Annotated in this window: 20 protein-coding genes; 13 read left to right on the plus strand and 7 right to left on the minus strand. The window is 51.7% G+C overall.

Annotated elements, in window-relative coordinates; translation table 11 throughout:
- Nucleotides 1-46 precede the first annotated feature (46 nt).
- Nucleotides 47-1,075 (minus strand): tRNA preQ1(34) S-adenosylmethionine ribosyltransferase-isomerase QueA, encoded by a 1,029-nt coding sequence (queA, locus tag ACTHTJ_RS03630; RefSeq protein WP_070584626.1) that lies wholly within the window; start codon nt 1,073-1,075, stop codon nt 47-49.
- Between the two features lie 355 nt (nt 1,076-1,430).
- Between queA and accB the strand changes: the two genes are divergently transcribed.
- From accB to katA, 4 genes are all read left to right on the plus strand, one after another.
- The gene (gene accB / locus ACTHTJ_RS03635) at nt 1,431-1,886 is read left to right on the plus strand and encodes an acetyl-CoA carboxylase biotin carboxyl carrier protein (RefSeq protein ID WP_070584624.1); all 456 of its coding nucleotides are present in this window, start codon (nt 1,431-1,433) and stop codon (nt 1,884-1,886) included.
- Nucleotides 1,887-1,957: 71 nt separating this feature from the next.
- Nucleotides 1,958-2,149, plus strand: coding sequence for a YqaE/Pmp3 family membrane protein (locus ACTHTJ_RS03640; protein ID WP_003680299.1), 192 nt, complete (start codon nt 1,958-1,960; stop codon nt 2,147-2,149).
- Between the two features lie 29 nt (nt 2,150-2,178).
- A complete protein-coding gene (gene accC / locus ACTHTJ_RS03645; protein WP_107810421.1) occupies nt 2,179-3,540 on the plus strand; it encodes an acetyl-CoA carboxylase biotin carboxylase subunit in 1,362 nt (453 codons plus the stop codon).
- A gap of 303 nt (nt 3,541-3,843) precedes the next feature.
- Complete coding sequence (gene katA / locus ACTHTJ_RS03650; RefSeq protein ID WP_070584622.1) at nt 3,844-5,358, plus strand: catalase KatA; 1,515 nt, start codon at nt 3,844-3,846, stop codon at nt 5,356-5,358.
- 306 nt (nt 5,359-5,664) lie between these two features.
- Here katA and groL read toward each other — a convergent pair whose 3' ends face one another.
- Together groL and groES are read right to left on the minus strand one after the other, a co-directional pair.
- Nucleotides 5,665-7,299 (minus strand): chaperonin GroEL, encoded by a 1,635-nt coding sequence (groL, locus tag ACTHTJ_RS03655; RefSeq protein WP_049322649.1) that lies wholly within the window; start codon nt 7,297-7,299, stop codon nt 5,665-5,667.
- A 98-nt stretch (nt 7,300-7,397) separates the two neighbouring features.
- The gene (gene groES, locus ACTHTJ_RS03660; protein WP_003684150.1) at nt 7,398-7,685 is read right to left on the minus strand and encodes a co-chaperone GroES; all 288 of its coding nucleotides are present in this window, start codon (nt 7,683-7,685) and stop codon (nt 7,398-7,400) included.
- Between the two features lie 416 nt (nt 7,686-8,101).
- Here groES and ACTHTJ_RS03665 point away from each other — a divergent pair, with 416 nt between their 5' ends.
- The 6 genes from ACTHTJ_RS03665 (at nt 8,102) to ACTHTJ_RS03690 (ending at nt 15,000) form a co-directional block, all read left to right on the plus strand.
- Nucleotides 8,102-10,204 (plus strand): TonB-dependent siderophore receptor, encoded by a 2,103-nt coding sequence (locus tag ACTHTJ_RS03665; RefSeq protein WP_070584620.1) that lies wholly within the window; start codon nt 8,102-8,104, stop codon nt 10,202-10,204.
- 115 nt (nt 10,205-10,319) lie between these two features.
- Nucleotides 10,320-11,282, plus strand: coding sequence for a siderophore ABC transporter substrate-binding protein (locus ACTHTJ_RS03670; protein ID WP_070584619.1), 963 nt, complete (start codon nt 10,320-10,322; stop codon nt 11,280-11,282).
- 231 nt (nt 11,283-11,513) lie between these two features.
- Entirely contained in the window at nt 11,514-12,482 is a 969-nt protein-coding gene (locus ACTHTJ_RS03675; RefSeq protein ID WP_070584836.1) for an ABC transporter permease, read from the plus strand.
- On the plus strand, nt 12,472-13,443 hold the full coding sequence (locus tag ACTHTJ_RS03680; protein ID WP_004520978.1) for an iron chelate uptake ABC transporter family permease subunit: 972 nt from the start codon (nt 12,472-12,474) through the stop codon (nt 13,441-13,443). Before ACTHTJ_RS03675 ends, ACTHTJ_RS03680 begins: the two co-directional genes overlap by 11 nt.
- A gap of 88 nt (nt 13,444-13,531) precedes the next feature.
- A complete protein-coding gene (locus tag ACTHTJ_RS03685) occupies nt 13,532-14,158 on the plus strand; it encodes an FmdE family protein (RefSeq protein ID WP_070584617.1) in 627 nt (208 codons plus the stop codon).
- An 83-nt stretch (nt 14,159-14,241) separates the two neighbouring features.
- Nucleotides 14,242-15,000 carry an iron ABC transporter ATP-binding protein gene (locus ACTHTJ_RS03690; protein WP_070584615.1) on the plus strand — a complete coding sequence of 253 codons (759 nt, stop codon included), beginning with the start codon at nt 14,242-14,244 and terminating at the stop codon, nt 14,998-15,000.
- Between the two features lie 68 nt (nt 15,001-15,068).
- Here ACTHTJ_RS03690 and ACTHTJ_RS03695 read toward each other — a convergent pair whose 3' ends face one another.
- The 4 genes from ACTHTJ_RS03695 to ACTHTJ_RS03710 all read right to left on the minus strand — a co-directional run bounded on the left by ACTHTJ_RS03695 (nt 15,069) and on the right by ACTHTJ_RS03710 (nt 17,527).
- Nucleotides 15,069-16,361 carry a valine--pyruvate transaminase gene (locus tag ACTHTJ_RS03695; RefSeq protein WP_070584613.1) on the minus strand — a complete coding sequence of 431 codons (1,293 nt, stop codon included), beginning with the start codon at nt 16,359-16,361 and terminating at the stop codon, nt 15,069-15,071.
- 139 nt (nt 16,362-16,500) lie between these two features.
- Nucleotides 16,501-16,659, minus strand: coding sequence for a DUF1328 domain-containing protein (locus tag ACTHTJ_RS03700; protein ID WP_039862543.1), 159 nt, complete (start codon nt 16,657-16,659; stop codon nt 16,501-16,503).
- Nucleotides 16,660-16,731: 72 nt separating this feature from the next.
- Nucleotides 16,732-16,926: a CsbD family protein gene (locus ACTHTJ_RS03705; protein ID WP_070584611.1), complete on the minus strand. Its 195-nt coding sequence runs from the start codon at nt 16,924-16,926 to the stop codon at nt 16,732-16,734.
- A gap of 301 nt (nt 16,927-17,227) precedes the next feature.
- A complete protein-coding gene (locus tag ACTHTJ_RS03710) occupies nt 17,228-17,527 on the minus strand; it encodes a porin (RefSeq protein ID WP_063068318.1) in 300 nt (99 codons plus the stop codon).
- Nucleotides 17,528-17,621: 94 nt separating this feature from the next.
- On the opposite strand from ACTHTJ_RS03710, the gene ACTHTJ_RS03715 reads away from it, so the two are divergent.
- The 3 genes from ACTHTJ_RS03715 to ACTHTJ_RS03725 all read left to right on the plus strand — a co-directional run bounded on the left by ACTHTJ_RS03715 (nt 17,622) and on the right by ACTHTJ_RS03725 (nt 19,969).
- Nucleotides 17,622-18,452, plus strand: a complete 831-nt coding sequence (locus ACTHTJ_RS03715) for a carbon-nitrogen hydrolase family protein (protein ID WP_070584610.1) — start codon at nt 17,622-17,624, stop codon at nt 18,450-18,452.
- Nucleotides 18,453-18,461: 9 nt separating this feature from the next.
- On the plus strand, nt 18,462-19,007 hold the full coding sequence (gene ruvC, locus ACTHTJ_RS03720; protein ID WP_003684216.1) for a crossover junction endodeoxyribonuclease RuvC: 546 nt from the start codon (nt 18,462-18,464) through the stop codon (nt 19,005-19,007).
- Between the two features lie 92 nt (nt 19,008-19,099).
- Entirely contained in the window at nt 19,100-19,969 is an 870-nt protein-coding gene (locus ACTHTJ_RS03725) for a lipid A biosynthesis lauroyl acyltransferase (protein WP_070584608.1), read from the plus strand.
- The last annotated feature ends 265 nt before the right edge of the window (nt 19,970-20,234 follow it).

The raw sequence follows: 20,234 nt of genomic DNA on the forward strand, positions 1-20,234 counted from the left end.
GGACAACCCAAATACCCCGTTTGAAACGCTCCAATCCGCTTCCGATTTATTCCACTTTCCCTAAAATCATCGCATCGCCATAGCTGAAAAAGCGGTATTCCTGTTCCACCGCATGACGGTAAACGCTGCGGATATGCTCCATGCCCGAAAACGCACTGACGAGCATCAGCAAGGTTGATTTGGGCAGGTGGAAGTTGGTAATCAAGCGGTCGGCAACATTGAAGCGGTAACCCGGCGTAATGAAAATATCGGTATCGCCGCGACCGGCTTTCAGACGGCCTGTCTCGCGTGCGGCGGATTCCAAGGCGCGCATAGAGGTTGTGCCCACAGCCCACACTTTATTACCGCGCGCTTTGGCGGCCTCAACGGCGGCAACGGTCTCGGCCGGTACGTCAAACCACTCGCTGTGCATTTTGTGTTCTTCAATTTTATCAACGCGCACGGGTTGGAATGTTCCGGCACCGACGTGCAGGGTTACTTCCGCGGTTTCTACGCCTTTGGCTTTCAGACGGCCCAACAACTCATCGGTAAAGTGCAAACCTGCCGTCGGCGCGGCCACTGCGCCTTGATACTTGGCGTACACGGTCTGATAGCGGCTGTCGTCTTCATCATCGGCCGCGCGTTCGATATAAGGCGGCAAGGGCAGATGGCCGTTTTGCTCTAAAAGTTCGTAAACGGTTTGCTCGCCTTTAAATTTCAGGCAAAACAATTCTTCCGCGCGCTCCATCATGACGGCACGGATATCGCCTTCAAAAATCAATTCTGTACCCGGTTTCGGCGATTTGGACGAGCGGATATGCGCCAATGCGGTATGCGCGTCCAATACCCGTTCAATCAGGGCTTCGATTTTGCCCCCACTGGCTTTTTGACCGAACAGGCGTGCCTTCATCACTTTGGTATTGTTAAACACCAGCACATCGCCCGGAGCGACATAATCGGGTAAATCGCCGAAATGTTTGTCTTCAATCGGCAATGTAGGCAAGGCAACCAGAAGCCTGCTACTGCCGCGCACTTCCGGAGGATGCTGAGCAATCAGTTTTTCGGGCAATTCAAAATCAAAATCGGAAATATCCATTGTCGTGCATACTTTAAAAAAACAGGCGCCATTATACGCGCAAAGTTGGTTTTCAGACGGCATGTTTTGTCGAAAAACCAATAAATTAGAATAAACGCTCTTGAAAAAATCACTTTTTAACGAAAATCAGCGTTCCTTTCTTTTTTCGCCGAAAAACGCCTTTTTTCTATCTTTTACTGGACATTTACCGACAAGTTCGGGAAAATAACCAGATTCATTTCTCAGGCTCCGCCCTGTTCCGACATTATTTAAACGCCGGATGGCAAACCTACCTTCCGACGTCTCAGGAAATCATCTAAAACCACAGCGGCGCATACCCAATATGCACTTTATGCCGCGCTAAAAAGGAAAAGCAATGGATTTGCGTAAATTAAAAAAACTGATTGATTTGGTCGAAGAATCAGGCATTGCAGAAATTGAAGTTACCGAAGGCGAAGAAAAAGTCCGCATTACGCGTACCACTGCCGCCGCAGCGCCTATTTATGCTGCTCCGGCACCTGCCGCAGCCGCTCCGGTTGCCGCCCCTGCTGCTCCGGCCGCAGCCGCTCCGGCCGCCGCCCCTGCCGCTCGCGATTTGTCCAACGCGCAAAAATCGCCTATGGTAGGTACGTTCTATCGCGCTCCCGGCCCGAACGCCGCAGCTTTCGTTGAAGTAGGTAAACAAGTAAAAGCCGGCGATACTTTGTGCATTATCGAAGCCATGAAGCTGATGAATGAAATCGAAGCCGAGAAATCCGGTGTCGTTAAAGAAATTCTGGTTGAAAACGGTACCCCAGTCGAATACGGCGAGCCGCTCTTTATCATTGAATAATCCGCTTTTTCAGACGGCCTTTATCTTCAAGGCCGTCTGAAATTCCTTTTTCTGTTCATTAAGGACAAACCATGCGTCTGATTTTGGCTATTTTCTTGCCATGGCTTCAGTTTTTCACCATCGGCCGTCCGTTTGCAGGCATCATCTGTCTGATTCTGCAGTGTACGCTGGTTGGCTGGATACCGGCAGCCATGTGGTCGGTTTACGCCTTGAGCCAATACAAAACCGACCAGAAAATCCGCAACGCATTAGGCGGCCGCTGAGGCCGTCTGAACCATCCGGAAAGATTATCATGCTGAAAAAAGTATTGATCGCCAACCGGGGCGAAATCGCCCTGCGCGTCCTGCGTGCCTGCCGTGAAATGGGCATCGCCACCGTCGCCGTCCATTCCGAAGCCGACAAAGACAGCCTGCACGTCAAACTCGCCGACGAATCCGTGTGCATCGGCCCTGCCGCATCTGCACAAAGCTACCTCAACATTCCCGCCCTCATTGCTGCCGCCGAAGTAACCGAAGCCGACGGCATCCACCCAGGTTACGGCTTCCTCGCCGAAAACGCCAATTTTGCCGAACAAGTCGAACAATCCGGCTTTGTCTTCATCGGCCCTAAAGCCGACACCATCCGTCTGATGGGCGACAAAGTATCCGCCAAACACGCCATGATCGAAGCCGGCGTGCCTTGCGTTCCCGGTTCTGACGGCGCATTGCCGGACGATGGCGAAGAAATCCTCAAAATCGCCGATAAAGTCGGTTATCCCGTCATTATCAAAGCCTCCGGCGGCGGCGGCGGTCGCGGTATGCGCGTCGTCGAGAAAAAAGAAGACCTCCTCCAGTCTGTCGAAATGACCAAAGCCGAAGCAGGCGCGGCATTCGGCAACCCGATGGTTTACATGGAACGCTATCTGCAACGTCCGCGCCACGTCGAAATCCAAGTGATTGCCGACGAACACGGCAACGCCATCTACCTCGCCGAGCGCGACTGCTCCATGCAGCGCCGCCACCAAAAAGTCATCGAAGAAGCACCGGCTCCGTTCATCACTGAAGAAGAACGCGCCAAAATCGGCAAAGCCTGTGCCGACGCTTGCAAACGCATCGGCTATCGCGGCGCAGGTACGTTTGAATTCCTGTACGAAGACGGCGAATTCTTCTTTATCGAGATGAACACACGCGTTCAGGTTGAGCATCCGGTTACCGAGCTCATCACCGGCGTAGACATCGTCCAAGAGCAATTACGCATCGCATCCGGCCTGCCTTTGCAATACAAACAGGAAGACATTCAAGTCGAAGGCCACGCGTTTGAGTGCCGTATCAACGCCGAAGACCCGTACAACTTCATTCCAAGCCCCGGCCTGATTGAAAGCTGCCACCTGCCCGGCGGCTTCGGCGTCCGCGTTGACAGCCATATTTACCAAGGCTACCGCATCCCTCCTTACTACGACAGCCTGATTGGCAAAATCTGCGTCGTCGGTAAAGACCGCGACCAAGCCATGGCAAAAATGCGCGTAGCCCTTGCCGAGCTGGCGATTACCGGCATCAAAACCAATACGCCGCTGCACCGCGACTTGTTCAGCGACCCAGGTTTCCAAAAAGGTGGCGTCAGCATCCACTACTTGGAACATTGGTTGGAAGAACGCAAAGCCAAACTGGATAAATAATCCTTTGTTTTGACTAAAAATAAGGCCGTCTGAAACGCAAAATAAAGTTTCAGACGGCCTTTTTTATAGCTTAATTATTAATAAAAACTAATGAAATTTAATTTCTGATTATTAATATTAATTCTAAATCGATTTCATAGTTCCAATAGTTAAAACCTTTCTGTATAGTTCTTTTAATAGTTAACAGCAAAAGGAAATAAAATGTCGATACAAGAAATTTATGAGGATCAAGAAACCGGCTACGAATATGCCTTCCGGCAAATCGTTTTATAAACCACTGACCATTTCACAAAGGAAATAACTATGTCCATCTCCAAATGCCCAGTTACCCACCTGACCATGAACAACGGCGCGCCTGTTGCCGACAATCAAAACAGCCTGACCGCCGGTCCGCGCGGCCCTCTGCTGGCGCAGGATTTGTGGCTGAATGAAAAACTTGCCGACTTCGTGCGCGAAGTCATCCCCGAACGCCGTATGCACGCCAAAGGTTCGGGCGCGTTCGGTACGTTTACCGTGACACACGACATCACAAAATACACCCGCGCCAAAATCTTCAGCGAAGTCGGCAAAAAAACCGAGATGTTCGCCCGTTTCACCACCGTGGCAGGCGAGCGCGGCGCTGCCGATGCGGAACGCGACATCCGCGGCTTTGCCTTGAAGTTTTATACCGAAGAAGGCAACTGGGATATGGTCGGCAACAACACGCCCGTGTTCTTCCTGCGCGACCCGCGTAAATTCCCCGACCTGAACAAAGCCGTCAAACGCGACCCGCGCACCAATATGCGCTCCGCCACGAACAACTGGGATTTCTGGACGCTGCTGCCCGAAGCCCTACACCAAGTCACCATCGTCATGAGCGACCGCGGCATCCCCGCCAGCTACCGCCATATGCACGGCTTCGGTTCGCATACATACAGCTTCTGGAACGAAGCGGGCGAGCGTTTTTGGGTGAAATTCCACTTCCACAGCCAGCAAGGCATTAAAAACCTAACCAACGAAGAAGCCGCAAAAATCATCGCCGACGACCGCGAAAGCCACCAGCGCGACCTGTACGAAGCCATCGAACGCGGCGAGTTTCCGAAATGGACGATGTACATCCAAATCATGCCTGAAGCCGATGCGGAAAAAGTGCCGTATCATCCTTTCGACCTGACCAAAGTTTGGCCGAAAAAAGACTATCCACTGATTGAAGTGGGCGAATTTGAGTTGAACCGCAATCCCGAAAACTTCTTCGCCGATGTGGAACAATCCGCCTTCGCACCGAGCAACCTCGTTCCCGGTATCGGCGCCAGCCCCGACAAAATGCTGCAAGCCCGTCTATTCAATTACGCCGACGCGCAGCGCTACCGTTTGGGCGTAAACTTCCGCCAAATTCCCGTCAACCGCCCGCGTTGCCCTGTTCACAGCAACCAGCGCGACGGACAAGGACGCGCCGACGGCAACTACGGCAGCCTGCCGCACTACGAACCCAACAGCTTCGGCCAATGGCAGCAACAGCCCGACTTCGCCGAACCGCCTTTGAAAATCAGCGGCGACGCGGCGCACTGGGACTACCGACAAGACGATGACGACTATTTCAGTCAACCGCGTGCTTTGTTCAATCTGATGAGCGACGCACAGAAACAGGCTTTGTTCGACAACACCGCCTCAGCCATGGGCGATGCGCCTGACTTCATCAAATACCGCCATATCCGCAACTGCTACCGTTGCGATCCGGCATACGGTGAAGGCGTGGCGAAAGCCTTGGGGCTGACTGTCGAAGACGCACAAGCCGCCCGAGCCAACGACCCGGCTTTAGGTCAACCTGGTTTACTGTAAGGAGGCATTATGTGGATAGAAATTGAAGAAATCTTGTCTCAAGCCGTCCGATACAGCCGTTCAAGCAAAAAGTAACTGTTTAGATCATTAAGCAGGCCGTCTGAAACGCAAAATAAAGTTTCAGACGGCCTTTTTTGATGATGAAGTTTATTTAACTGCTTCTGATTCAATGGAAATGGCTACCCTTATTTCTCTGTAAATCATGGCATGCCCTCTGCACCATCTCACGCCTCTACTGGCAAATAAAAAAACCGCACGGCTGATTACCGTGCGGTTTTGCTTTTTGTCTGAAGGTTTCAGACGGCCTTACATCATGCCGCCCATACCACCCATGCCGCCCATATCAGGCATAGCAGGTTTTTCTTCAGGGATTTCGGCAATCATGCAGTCTGTGGTCAGCATCAGGCCGGCAATAGATGCGGCGTGTTGCAGCGCAGAACGGGTTACTTTGGCAGGGTCGAGTACGCCCATTTCGATCATGTCGCCGTATTCGCCGGAGCCTGCGTTGTAACCGTAGTTGCCTTTGCCTTCCAACACTTTGTTCACCACCACGCTAGGCTCGCCGCCTGCGTTGGCAACGATTTGGCGCAGCGGAGACTCAACGGCGCGCAATACGATTTGTACGCCTGCGTCTTGATCGGCATTGCCGGTGTGCAGGTTTTCCAAAGCAGCACGTGCGCGCAACAGGGCTACGCCGCCGCCTGCAACCACGCCTTCTTCAACGGCTGCGCGGGTAGCGTGCAACGCGTCTTCTACGCGGTCTTTTTTCTCTTTCATTTCGACTTCAGTAGCGGCACCGACTTTGATCACTGCCACACCGCCTGCCAGTTTGGCCACGCGCTCTTGCAGTTTTTCTTTGTCGTATTCGCTGGTCGCGGTTTCGATTTGTTGGCGGATTTCGGCAACACGCGCTTCGATTTGGGCAGCGTCGCCGAAGCCGTCGATGATGGTGGTGTTTTCTTTACCGATTTCGATGCGTTTGGCTTGACCCAAATCGTCCAAAGTCGCTTTTTCCAGAGACAGGCCGACTTCTTCGGAAATGACCACGCCGCCGGTCAGGATGGCGATGTCTTGCAACATGGCTTTGCGGCGGTCGCCGAAGCCAGGGGCTTTAACGGCAACGGTTTTCAGAATACCGCGGATGTTGTTTACCACCAAAGTCGCCAAGGCTTCGCCTTCTACGTCTTCAGCGATAATTAAGAGCGGACGGCTGGCTTTGGCCACTTGTTCCAAAACAGGCAACAGGTCGCGGATATTGCTGATTTTTTTGTCGAACAACAATACAAACGGATTGTCCAAAGCAGCGATTTGTTTTTCAGCGTCGTTGATGAAGTAAGGAGACAGGTAGCCGCGGTCGAATTGCATACCTTCAACCACGTCCAGCTCGTTTTCCAAAGATTTGCCGTCTTCAACGGTAATCACGCCTTCTTTGCCGACTTTTTCCATCGCTTCGGCAATAATCGCGCCGACTTGTTCGTCAGAGTTGGCGGAAATAGAGCCGACTTGGGCGATTTCTTTAGAAGTATCGCAAGGTTTGGCGATGTTTTTCAGCTCGTCAACCAAAGCGGCAACGGCTTTGTCGATACCGCGTTTCAGGTCTGTCGGGTTCATGCCGGCGGTAACGTATTTCATGCCTTCGGCAACGATGGATTGCGCCAATACGGTTGCAGTAGTGGTACCGTCGCCAGCTACGTCGTTGGTTTTAGACGCCACTTCTTTCACCATTTGCGCGCCCATGTTTTCGAATTTGTCTTTCAATTCGATTTCTTTTGCAACAGACACACCGTCTTTAGTGATGTGCGGGCCGCCGAAAGCGCGGTCGAGCACCACGTTGCGGCCTTTAGGACCCAAAGTTACGCGTACGGCGTTTGCCAATACGTTGACGCCGTTTACCATTTTTTGGCGAACTTCATTGCCGAATTGTACGTCTTTTGCTGCCATTTAAATTCTCCAAATCAATATTAAAAATCTGTTCGAGGCCGTCTGAAAACTTCATGTTTGATTCAGATGGCCTTTAGTTCTGAAACTTAATTCAACAATTATTCAACGATACCGAAGATGTCTTCTTCACGCATTACCAACAGCTCTTCGCCGTCGGCTTTTACTGTTTGGCCGCTGTATTTGCCGAAGATCACTTTGTCGCCGACTTTGACATCCAGCGGACGGCGCTCGCCGTCTTTACCGATTTTGCCCGCACCCACGGCGATTACTTCGCCCATGTCGGGTTTTTCAGCAGCCGCACCCGGCAAAACGATGCCGGAGGCGGTTTTTTCTTCAGCTTCTAAGCGTTTGACGACTACGCGGTCGTGTAAAGGGCGGATGGTCATGTCTTAATGCTCCGATAAATAAATAGATTGAAAACAATTGTCTGTCGGACATGACAGACACGGTTTGCTTGAAAATAGCGGCACACTTAGTAGAAAGCCTGCCGTAATGGCGGGTAGATTTGGGTTGTTTGCGACAAATTCAAGGGAAAAAGTAAAAAATTCTATGCAGTCTTTCCAAATATTTTCATACGCAAAAATGCCCGATCACTTATTTTTCAGACGGCCTGACATACAAACTGCAAAATTCGTTTAAAAACAACACAATTTCTTTACAAATGCAACACAACTCTTTACAACTATTTCTTTTTAATGCATTATTATAAATGATGATTATTCTTAATTGCATATTTTAAAGATAATTTCTCTTTATTTGCTTTTATTTTTTATTACTGTCATTTTATTAAGGACATTTCTCAATGAATACGCCCCTGTTTCGACTGAGCCTGCTGTCACTGACACTGGCGGCCGGTTTTGCACACGCAGAAAATGAAGCCAAAGACAATGTTGTGCTTGATACCGTTACCGTTAAAGGTGACCGCCAAGGCAGCAAAATCAAAACCAATATCGTCACCCTTCGTCAAAAAGACGAAAGCACATCAACCGATTTGCGCGAATTATTAAAAGAAGAACCTGCCATCGATTTCGGCGGCGGTAACGGCACATCCCAACACATGACCTTGCGCGGCATGGGTCAGAACTCTGTCGACATCAAGGTGGACAACGCCTATTCCGACAGCCAAATACTGTATCACCAAGGCCGTTTCATCATCGACCCTGCGCTGGTCAAAATCGTCTCCGTACAGAAAGGCGCGGGCTCGGCATCTGCCGGTATTGGCGCGACCAACGGCGCGATTATTACTAAAACAGTCGATGCCGAAGACTTGCTAAAAGGTTTGGACAAAAACTGGGGCGTGCGCCTCAGCAGCGGCTATGCCAGCAATGACGGCGTAAACTACGGCGCCAGCGTGTTCGGAAAAGCCGGCAACTTCGACGGCTTATTCTCTTACAACCGCAACGATGAAAAAGATTACGAAGCAGGTAAAGGCTACAAAAGTCCCAACGGCGGCAAAACCGTACCTTACAGCGCACTGGACAAACGCAGCTACCTGGCCAAAATCGGAACAACCTTCGGCGACGGCGACCACCGCATCGTGTTGAGCCACATGAAAGACCAGCACCGGGGCATCCGTACTGTGCGTGAAGAGTTTACAATCTTCGAGTCCGACCCTGCAAAAGACAGGCAGAAACCCTCATACCGTGAAACTACCCAATCCAACACCAACTTGGAGTACACGGGTAAAAACCTGGGCTTTGTCGAAAAACTGAACGCCAACGCCTATGTGTTGGAAAACGAACGCTATTCCGCCGATGACAGCGGCAGCGGTTACGCAGGCAATGTGGCAGGTCCGACCACAACCAAAATCACCACCAAAGGTGCAAATATCAACTTCGACAGCCGCCTTGCCGAAAAAACCCTGTTGAAATACGGTGTCAACTACCGCCATCAGGAAATCAAACCTCATACCTTCCTGAATTCGCAATACACCAGCACCAATGCCGCCCTGCAAAGTCTGGTACGCGGATACAGCCTGACCAACCCGACCAAAACCGATTACGGCGTGTATGTCGAAGCCATCCAAGATATCGGCGATGTTACCCTGACCGGCGGTCTGCGTTACGACCATTTCGATATCAAAACCCATGACGGCAAATCGGTTTCAGACGGCAAAGTCAACCCGAGTCTGGGCGTAATTTACCAACCTGTCGAAAACTTGAGCTTCAGCGTAAGCCACAACTACGCCAGCCGCAGCCCGCGCCTGTATGACGCGCTGCAAACCCACGGCAAACGCGGCATCATCTCGATTGCCGACGGCACTAAAGCTGAACGCGCGCGCAATACCGAAATCGGCTTCAACTACAACGACGGCACGTTTGCCGCAAACGGCAGCTACTTCTGGCAGACCATCAAAGACGCGCTTGCCAATCCGCAAAACCGCCACGACTCTGTCGCCATCCGTGAAGCCGTCAACGCCGGCTACGTCAAAAACCACGGTTACGAATTAGGCGCATCCTACCGTACAGGCGGCCTGACTGCCAAAGTCGGCGTAAGCCACAGCAAACCGCGTTTTTACGATACGCACAAAGATAAATTGTTAAGCGCGAACCCCGAGTTTGGCGCACAAACCGGCCGCACTTGGACGGCCTCCCTTGCCTACCGCTTCCAAAATCCGAATCTGGAAATCGGCTGGCGCGGACGCTATGTTCAAAAAGCCGTGGGTTCGATATTGGTGGCGGGTCAAAAAGGTCGCGACGGCAAACTGGAAAACGTTGTACGCCAAGGTTTCGGTGTGAACGATGTCTTCGCCAACTGGAAACCGCTGGGCAAAGACACGCTCAATGTCAATCTTTCAGTCAACAACGTGTTTAACAAGTTCTACTATCCGCACAGCCAACGCTGGACCAATACCCTACCAGGTACCGGACGTGATGTACGCTTGGGCGTGAACTACCGCTTCTAAGCAATCAGCTTGAAAAAGCCGTCTGAAAACAAAAGTTTTCAGACGGCATCTAGCTTTATAATCCGATACAAGTTATCATTTCGATTTACTTTATTTCCGACTACGGAGAAACTCTATGTTACGTTTGACCGCTTTAGCCGTATGCTGCGCCCTCGCTTTGGGTGCGTGTTCACCAAAAGATTCTGCTTCCAATCAGGCCCAAACTGCTTCCGCTTCTGCCGCCCAAACCGAAGGCGCAAGCCTGACGGTGAAAACCACGCGCGGCGATGCGAAAGTGCCGCAAAATCCGGAGCGTATCGCCGTTTACGATTTGGGCATGCTCGATACTTTAAACAAACTGGGCGTGAAAACCGGTTTGTCCATCGACAAAAACCGCCTGCCCTACTTGGACGAATATTTCAAAACCACGAAACCTGCCGGCACGCAGTTTGAGCCTGACTACGAAGCACTCAACGCTTACAAACCGCAGCTCATCATCATCGGCAGCCGTGCAGCCAAAGCGTTTGACAAGTTGAACGAGATCGCACCGACCATCGAGATGACCGCCGAAACCGCCAATCTGAAAGAAAGCTCCAAAGAGCGCATCGACGCGCTGGCGCAAATCTTCGGCAAACAGGCCGAAGCGGACAAGCTGAAAGCGGAAATCGATGCTTCGTTTGAAGCGGCGAAAACTGCTGCGCAAGGCAAAGGCAAGGGTTTGGTGGTATTGGTCAACGGCGGTAAGATGTCGGCTTTCGGCCCTTCCTCACGTTTGGGCGGTTGGTTGCATAAAGACATCGGTGTTCCCGCTGTCGATGAATCGATTAAAGAAGGCAGCCACGGCCAGCCTATCAGCTTTGAATACCTGAAAGAGAAAAACCCTGATTGGCTGTTTGTTTTGGACCGCGGCGCGGCCATCGGCGAAGAAGGTCAGGCGGCAAAAGATGTGTTGAACAATCCACTGGTTGCCGAAACAACCGCCTGGAAAAAAGGCCAAGTCGTGTACCTCGTGCCGGAAACCTATCTGGCGGCCGGCGGCGCGCAAGAATTGCTGAATGCTTCCAAACAGGTAAGCGATGCGTTTAATGCCGCCAAGTAATTCGGCGCGGGCATAGCCGCCCGTTTCTTTCAGACGGCCTGAAGGATTTGATGACTCACATGGTCAAGTTGCTTGATCTGAAGTCATTGGATTTAGGCCGTCTGAAAATACATGGTGCAAATGGACAAGTTTTGCCTGTTTGCATCTGTTTTTATGATGGGCAAACCTGCCTTTTTTGCCAAACACCTTAACCCCTCTTTCAGACGGCCTTATTTTTTTCCGAACCATTTTATGTTTCACAAACCTTCATTTTTAAATGCGATCAACGGTGTGGCGCTGCTGATATTGTTTGTCGTCAGCCTGTCGGTCGGCGTGGCCGAATTCAAATGGTCCGCCCTGTTTTCGCTATCCGACAGCCAGCAAGTCATGTTCATCAGCCGCCTGCCGCGCACGTTTGCGATTGTGCTGACAGGTGCGTCGATGGCGGTAGCCGGCATGATTATGCAGATTTTGATGCGCAATCGTTTTGTCGAACCGTCGATGGTGGGCGCAAGCCAAAGCGCGGCTTTGGGTTTGCTGTTGATGACCCTGCTGCTACCGGCCGCGCCGCTGCTGGCAAAAATGTCGGTTGCCGCCGTTTCCGCACTGATCGGGATGTTGGTCTTTATGCTGCTGATCCGCCGCCTGCCACCGACCGCGCAACTGATGGTGCCTTTGGTCGGGATTATTTTCGGCGGGGTGATTGAGGCGGTGGCCACCTTTATCGCGTATGAAAACGAAATGCTGCAAATGCTCGGCGTGTGGCAACAGGGCGATTTTTCCGGCGTGTTGCTCGGGCGGTATGAGCTGTTGTGGGCAACGGGGATTTTGGCTTTGTTTGCCTATTTGATTGCCGACCAGCTGACAATTTTGGGTTTGGGCGAAACGGTAAGCGTGAACTTGGGGCTGAACCGGACGGCGATTCTGTGGTCGGGGCTGATTATTGTGGCGCTGATTACGTCTTTGGTGGTCGTGACGGTCGGCAATATTCCGTTTATCGGCCTAGTCGTGCCGAACATCATCAGCCGCCTGATGGGCGACAAGCTGCGCCAAAGCCTGCCTGCAGTGGCCTTGCTGGGCGCGTCTTTGGTATTGCTGTGCGATATTGTCGGACGCGTGATTGTGTTTCCGTTTGAAATTCCGGTCTCTACGGTTTTTGGCGTGATGGGGACGGCTTTGTTTTTGTGGCTTTTATTAAGGAAACCTGCTCATGCCGTCTGAAAAAAATATCGGTTTTATGGCAGGAAGCAGCCGTCCGTTGTGGGTCGCCTTTGCACTGTTGCTGGTTTCCTGCGTCCTGTTTATGACGCTCAACGTCAAAGGCGATTGGGACTTTGTCTTGCACCTACGCCTGACCAAGCTTGCCGCGCTGCTGATGGTCGCCTATGCGGTCGGCGTGTCCACGCAACTCTTCCAAACGCTGACCAACAATCCGATTCTGACCCCTTCGATTTTGGGTTTCGATTCGCTGTATGTGTTTTTGCAGACCTTGCTGGTGTTTACGCTCGGCGGCGTGGGCTATGCTTCCCTGCCGTTGACGGGAAAATTCGGCTTTGAACTGGTCGTCATGATGGGCGGCTCGCTGCTGCTGTTCTACACGCTCATCAAACAGGGCGGACGCGATTTGTCGCGCATGATTTTAATCGGCGTGATTTTCGGGATTTTGTTCCGCAGCCTGTCATCGCTGCTTTCGCGCATGATTGACCCCGAAGAATTTACCGCCGCGCAGGCGAATATGTTTGCCACCTTCAATACCGTCCACTCGGAATTGTTGGGCATCGGCGCAGTCGTGTTGCTCATCAGCGCCGCCGTAATCTGGCGCGAACGCCACCGCCTCGATGTTTACCTACTCGGCCGCAATCAGGCCATCAATTTGGGCATCAACTACACGCGCAATACCTTATGGCTGCTGTTGTGGATCGCTGCATTGGTTGCGACCGCGACCGCCGTTGTCGGCCCGGTAAGCTTTTTCGGCCTGCTGGTTGCCGCGCTGGCCAACCATTTTTCCCCGTCGGTCAAACATTCCGTCCGCCTGCCCATGACTTTTTGTGTCGGCGGCATCCTGTTGGTCGGCGGGCAAACCATCTTCGAACACTTCCTCGGCATGCAGGCTGTATTGAGCGTGGTCGTCGAATTTGCAGGCGGATTGGTATTTTTATATTTGGTGTTGAAAAAGAAATAAATTAAACGTGCCCAACCGCTCGCAAAAATAAACTCAGGCCGTCTGAAACCTTCAGACGGCCTAAGCAAACCTATAAAGGACAACCCTCATGACACAAGAACACCTCCCTTCATTCTTCGATAATGCACCGACCATTACCGTCCAAGACGCATTGGCCGACTTCCTCGGCGCAGCCGAAAACGGCATCCTCACTTACCACTACGCCGATGCCGTGCGCCTGTGCGGCCATTCCTGCCCAACCGTTGCCGGAGCCTACCTGATGGTGGTCAAAGGCCTGAAAGCCCTTTACGGCGCAGAGCTGCCGCAACGCGGCGACATTGAAGCCTTTATGCAGGGCGAGCGTGACGAAGGTACAACCGGCGTTACCGCTTCCGTCGTCCAACTCCTTACCGGCGCGGCACCTGAAACCGGCTTTGGCGGCGTAGGCCCTGCCGGACGCTTTGCCCGCCGCCACCTATTGTCCTTTGGTGCAGGCGAAATCAACGGCACACTCGCACTCCGCCGCCGCGATACCGGCAAAACCGTTGCCGTCAGCCTCAATGCCGCGCTTCAACCCTTTGCGCCGCAAATGCGCGACATCATGCCCAAAGCCGTCAGCGGCAGCGCAAGTGCCGACGAACTCAAACAATTCGGCGAGCTTTGGCAAGAACGCGTCCGCGCCTTCCTGATCGACCAAGCCGACAATCCCGAATTTGTTACCGTCAGCGAAATCTAACCACACCATACAGGAATAAAATTCAGACGGCCTCATGCTGAAAGGCCGTCTGAAACCCCAACTTCCCATTTTCGGACCCGCCTATGATTACCATCCGCAACGTCAGCCACACCATCGGCAACAACCCCATCCTCAACGACGTCAGCCTCGACATCCCCGAAGGCGGCATTACCGCGCTAATCGGCCCGAACGGCGCAGGCAAGTCCACCCTCCTCTCCTTTATGGCACGCCTGCAGCCCTTGGTACACGGCGACATCAGCTACGCAGGCAAAGACATCAAAACCACCCCCACCGCCGAACTCGCCCGCACGCTCTCCATCCTTACCCAAGAAAACAGCATCATGAGCCGCATTACCGTGCGCGACCTGCTCATGTTCGGCCGCTATCCCTACCACCAAGGCAGGCCGTCTGAAAACGACAAAACCATCGTCGAAGAAGCGCTTGCCGAGTTCCACCTGCAAGACTTTGCCGACCGTTACCTGACCGAGCTTTCCGGCGGCCAACGCCAGCGTGCCATGATTGCCATGGTGTTCTGTCAGCGCACCGACTACGTTTTGCTGGACGAACCGCTGAACAACCTCGACATGTATCATGCCCGCTCCCTCATGCAAATCCTGCGCCGGCTGACCGACGAACACAAACGCACCACCGTCGTCGTCCTGCACGACATCAACCAGGCAGCAGCCTACGCCGATTACGTCGTCGCCATGAAAAACGGCCAAGTCGCCATGCAGGGCAAGCCCAACGATATTTTCACCGCCGAAAACATCAAAACCTTATTCGATATGGACGTCAACGTCCTCGATTACGAAGGCAAAAAACTGGTTATCCACCATATCTAAGTCCGACAAAAAGGCCGTCTGAAACCCGATTGTTTAGGTTTCAGACGGCCTTTGTCTATTCAAAGCGTTTATTTTTTATCATACAAACCGCGCACCACGCGACCGATTGCGGCAATGCCTTTTTCCAGCGTTTCCGCGTCCTGCGCAATGCTCATGCGTATGCACTCGTGCGCGTGCGGATAGTCTTGCCTATCAATACCGACAAAGAAATGCTCGCCCGGAATAATCAGCGTGCCTTCGGCCTTGAGCATTTCGTACAAGGTTTGCGACGAAACAGGCAGGTTTTCAAACCAAAGCCATAAGAAAATCGCACCTTCAGGCTTGTGGATTTTCAACGGATACGCGCCCAATTCGCGTTTGAGCAGGGAAACCGCCGTTTGCGCCTGCTGACGGTAAAACGGCTGAATCACTTGGTCGGCCAGCTGTTTCAGACGGCCGTCGTTTAACAGCGGAGCCGCAATCGCCGCGCCAAAACGGGTTGGCGACAGGTTCACAATCGCATTCAAACTGCTGACGGCTTTGACCACTTCCGGCGCAGCGACAATAATGCCGGTACGCACGCCGGGCAGGCCGATTTTAGAAAGGCTGAAGCAGAGGATGATGTTTTCGTGCCAGTTGAGCGTCACATCGCTGTAAATAATATTTGGAAACGGCATTCCGTAAGCGTTGTCGATAATCAGCGGAATCCCGTGTTCTTGCGCCAAAGCGTCCAAACGCGCCATCTCGCCGTCAGTCAACACATTGCCGGTCGGGTTGGTCGGGCGCGAACAGCAAATCGCACCGATTTTGCCCTCTTTCAATTCAGGCAAGCTCTCCAGCGCGTCAAAGTCCACGCGGTATTTGAAAAATCCCGCTTCGCCTTCGTGTTCGACATTTTCGATTTTTGGTTTTACCGAAATAAAATGCTGCCCTTCGACATGCACGTCGGCATAACCGATATATTCAGGCGCAAGCGGCAACAAAATGGCTTTCTCAGCCGTTTGGCCGTCTGAAAGATTGAATTTGCCGCCAAATAGGTTGAACAAATAGAAAAACGCGTTTTGCGAACCGTTGGTCAGCGCGATATTGTCCGCCGTCAGATTCCAACCGTATTCGCGGTTGAGAAACTCAGTCAAAGCCGCAATCAGCGCCGCATCGCCCTGCGGATTGGAATAATTGCCGATATTCTCAACAGCGTGTTCCGCTGCCAACTTGGAAAACACATCGGCGAACACCGCATTGACTTCAGCAATCTTCGCCGGATTACCACCGCCAAGCATATTGACGGGCTTGTCGCTTTTGAGCGCGTCGCCCAAATCGTCCATCAACTGCAAAATACCGCTGTGTTGTGTGAATTTTTCGCCGAATGCTGAAAACTGCATGGAAACTCCGTTGCTGGGTGTGTAAAAAATAAACCGCTATTATAAGAACAAAGGCCGTCTGAAAACCAGTTATCCTGATTTTTCAGACGGCCTATTTGACGGAGTAGTGGCTTGATACAACCTTATTGGTCTACAGGTATTATTTCTTCCTGCCAAAAATCAGTGATATCACCGACAAGATCAAGAAACCGGCAAATAAAATTTTGGCTATGCCTGCCGCACTACCTGCAATGCCACCGAAACCTAATACAGCTGCAATAATAGCGATTATAAAGAAAACGATCGAATAATGAAGCATGATTTTTTCCTTTCGGTTTAATATAAAAACGGTCGAGGGAGAGACGACCGTTTATGGTGAAATTCAACGGTCTTAGTTGTTCAACCAATCATCAATTTCTTTTTCAGCTTCATCTTTAGTGCGACCGTAACGCTCTTGGATTTTACCAGCCAACTGATCGCGCTTGCCTTCGATGATGTCCAAATCGTCGTTTGTCAACTCGCCCCATTTTTCTTTGGCTTTACCTTTAAGCTGCTCCCATTTTCCTTTGATAATATCTTCGTTCATGGTTATACCATCCTATCTTATTGATTAATATTTAACTCACGGATAAAACCGCTTGCATTTAACCTTACTTGATAATTTATTAATTTTCAAGCAAAGACAATGCTGGTTTTCTAATCAATCAACCAATATCTTATTAATCTATTAATTAATCAATAAGTTACACAAAACTGTTAAATTTTGAAAATATTAAGATATTATTGATTACCGCCTTTTAAGTGTATTCTTTAAATCAATCGACCTCACTATAAAAAACAGGCCGTCTGAAAATCTTTCAGACGGTCTGTACTATTCAATCTTTCCTTTAACGGCCAAAATTCTCGCGGCGTTCGCGCCAGTCTTGGCGGATGGAGCCGCTTTTACCGACCGGTGTGTCTTGTTCGACTTCCCAAATAAAATTCGTTCCGCCGCCAATCGGATGCGAGCCGCGTAAACCGATGTGGCTGCCTTGGTCGGCAACGGCGGTTCGGCTGTATGTTTGGCCGCCGAAACGGGTTTGCGAGGTTTCGATGCCGCTTTTGATGCTGCCGTAAAGCTGTACGTCGGCATGTGCGGCAAGTGCGGCGGTGGAAAGTGCGGCAGTGAGGAGAAGTTTTAAGTTCATGGTTTATCCTTTTTTGGAGAGGAATTGTGTGACGATTGTATCGGCCTTGTGCGTAAACAAGTTACAATTCTTGCAAAATCTGACAGGAGTTTTGATGATGCGCTCTTTACACGCCGCCGCTGTGCAAATGGTGTCGTCCACCGACCCAGAAACCAATATTGCCACCATGAAGCGCCTTGTCTGCGAGGCTGCCGAACAAGGGGCGGATTGGGTGTTGCTGCCCGAATATTGGCCGCTGATGGGCAAAAACGATACGGACAAGCTGGCATTTGCCGAGCCTTTGGACGATGGACGAGTTGGCGAAACCTGCCACACCCGTTTTCAGATGGCCTTAAGCGAAACGGCAAGGGAATGCGGCGTGGTGTTGTTTGGCGGTACGGTTCCGCTGCAAAGCCCAGACGCTGGCAAGGTGATGAACACGATGCTGGTGTATGACCGCGACGGCAATCGAATCGGGCTTTACCACAAAATGCACCTTTTCGGCTTTTCCGGTTTGGGCGAACGCTACGCTGAAGCCGATACGATACTGGCAGGAAGCGATGTGCCGAAGTTAAGCGTGGACGATGTTCCGCTGGCAGCCGGCGTCTGCTACGATTTGCGCTTTCCTGAATTTTTCCGCGCCCAGCAGCCGTTTGATGTTTTGCTATTACCGGCTGCGTTTACCTATACGACCGGCAAGGCGCATTGGGAATTGCTGCTACGCGCCCGTGCGGTGGAAAACCAATGCTACGTCATCGCGTCGGCACAAGGCGGACTGCATGAAAGCGGCCGCCGCACATTCGGCCACAGTATGATTATCGACCCTTGGGGCGACGTATTGGCTACGCTGCCGGAAGGCGAAGGCGTAATTTGTGCTGATTTGGATACTGCGCGTCTGCAAAGCGTGCGCACGCGCCTGCCTGCCCTGAAACACCGATTACTTTAAACACGCACTATGTCCCAGTTCCAACCCACACGCATTCTCGGCATTGACCCCGGCAGCCGCGTGACCGGCTTCGGCGTGATTGATGTCCACGGCCGCGAACATCATTATGTTGCTTCCGGCTGTATCAAAACGCCGACCGGCGCGTCGCTTTCCGAACGCATCGCCGTGATTGTCCGCCATATCGACGAAATCATCCGCCACTATCAGCCGCATCAGGCGGCCATCGAGCAAGTGTTCGTTAACGTCAATCCGGCCGCGACGTTAATGCTCGGTCAGGCACGCGGTGCGGCGATTGCCGCTTTGGTCATGCACGATTTGCCCGTATTTGAATACACCGCGCTTCAGGTCAAGCAGGCTGTGGTTGGCAAGGGCAAGGCCGCCAAAGAGCAGGTGCAGCATATGGTTGTCCAAATGCTCGCACTTTCCGGCACGCCGCAAGCCGATGCCGCCGACGGACTCGCCGTCGCCCTCACCCACGCCCTGCGCAATCACGGATTGGCTTCGCAACTCAACCCTGACGGCCTACAGGTCAAGCGCGGCCGTTTCCAATGGTAAGCCGACATTCAGGCCGTCTGAAATATGTTCCAGCCCGTTTTCAGACGGCCTTTCGGTTATAATAACCCTTTGCCTACATACAGCGAGCCTTCATGAAAGCCGCCTTCCTTTTTCTCTACCTCATCCGCCTGCTGCCTTTTTGCGTGTTGCACAAGATTGCCGATGCGATCGGTATTCTCGCCTATTACGCAGTCAAACCGCGCCACAAAGTCGGCGAGGTAAACCTCAAAAAATGTTTTCCCGAGCTAAACGACAGCCAGCGCACCGTCCTGCTCAAACGCCATTTCCAACACATGGCGAAGCTGATGCTCGAATACGGCCTCTACTGGTACGCGCCTGCGGACAAGCTGCGCTCGTTGGTACGCTATCAAGACAAGCACCATCTTGACGAAGCCCTCGCCGCCGGCGAAAAAGTCATCATCCTCTATCCGCACTTTACCGCATTTGAAATGGCGGTTTACACGCTCAATCAGGATGTGCCGCTGACCAGCATGTATTCGCACCAAAAAAACAAAGCACTGGACGAGCAAATCCTGAAAGGCCGCCATCGCTACAACAATGTGTTCCTGATCGGCCGCACAGAAGGCCTGCGCGCCATCATCAAACACCTGCGCAAAAGCGATGCGCCCTTTCTTTATCTGCCCGACCAAGACTTCGGCCGCAACGATTCCATTTTCGTCAATTTCTTCGGCATTCAGACGGCCACGATTACCGGCCTCAGTCGTATCGCCGGCATGACTAAAGCCAAAATCATTCCCGCCATCCCCACGCGCGAAGCCGACAATACCGTAACCCTGCGCTTCTATCCGGCTTGGGACAATTTTCCGACCGAAAATGTCGAAGCCGATACCCAGCGCATGAACGACTTCATCGAAGAGCGGGTACGCGAGCATCCCGAACAATATTTCTGGCTGCACAAACGCTTCAAAACCCGTCCCGAAGGCGAAAACAGCTTTTATTGACTACATTAAATTACAATTTGAATATGCAAAAAGCGGCGAAATCCTTCTTTCGCCGCTTTTTCATTTTAATTGAAATCAAACCGAAACTCATGTTCGATTCCAAACAATCAAATAATATTCCGCTTTAAATGCTTTAAAAACAACTTTTTTCAGCGTGATTGAAACTTTCAAACAACCCTATATTTTTTATCAAATGAAAAACATCAGGCCCAATACACTTTTTTCATTTACATATTAAATTTAATTTCTTTTAAAAACAATATAT

The organism is Neisseria sp. P0018.S001, assembly GCF_051957355.1.
GTDB lineage: Bacteria > Pseudomonadota > Gammaproteobacteria > Burkholderiales > Neisseriaceae > Neisseria > Neisseria subflava_A.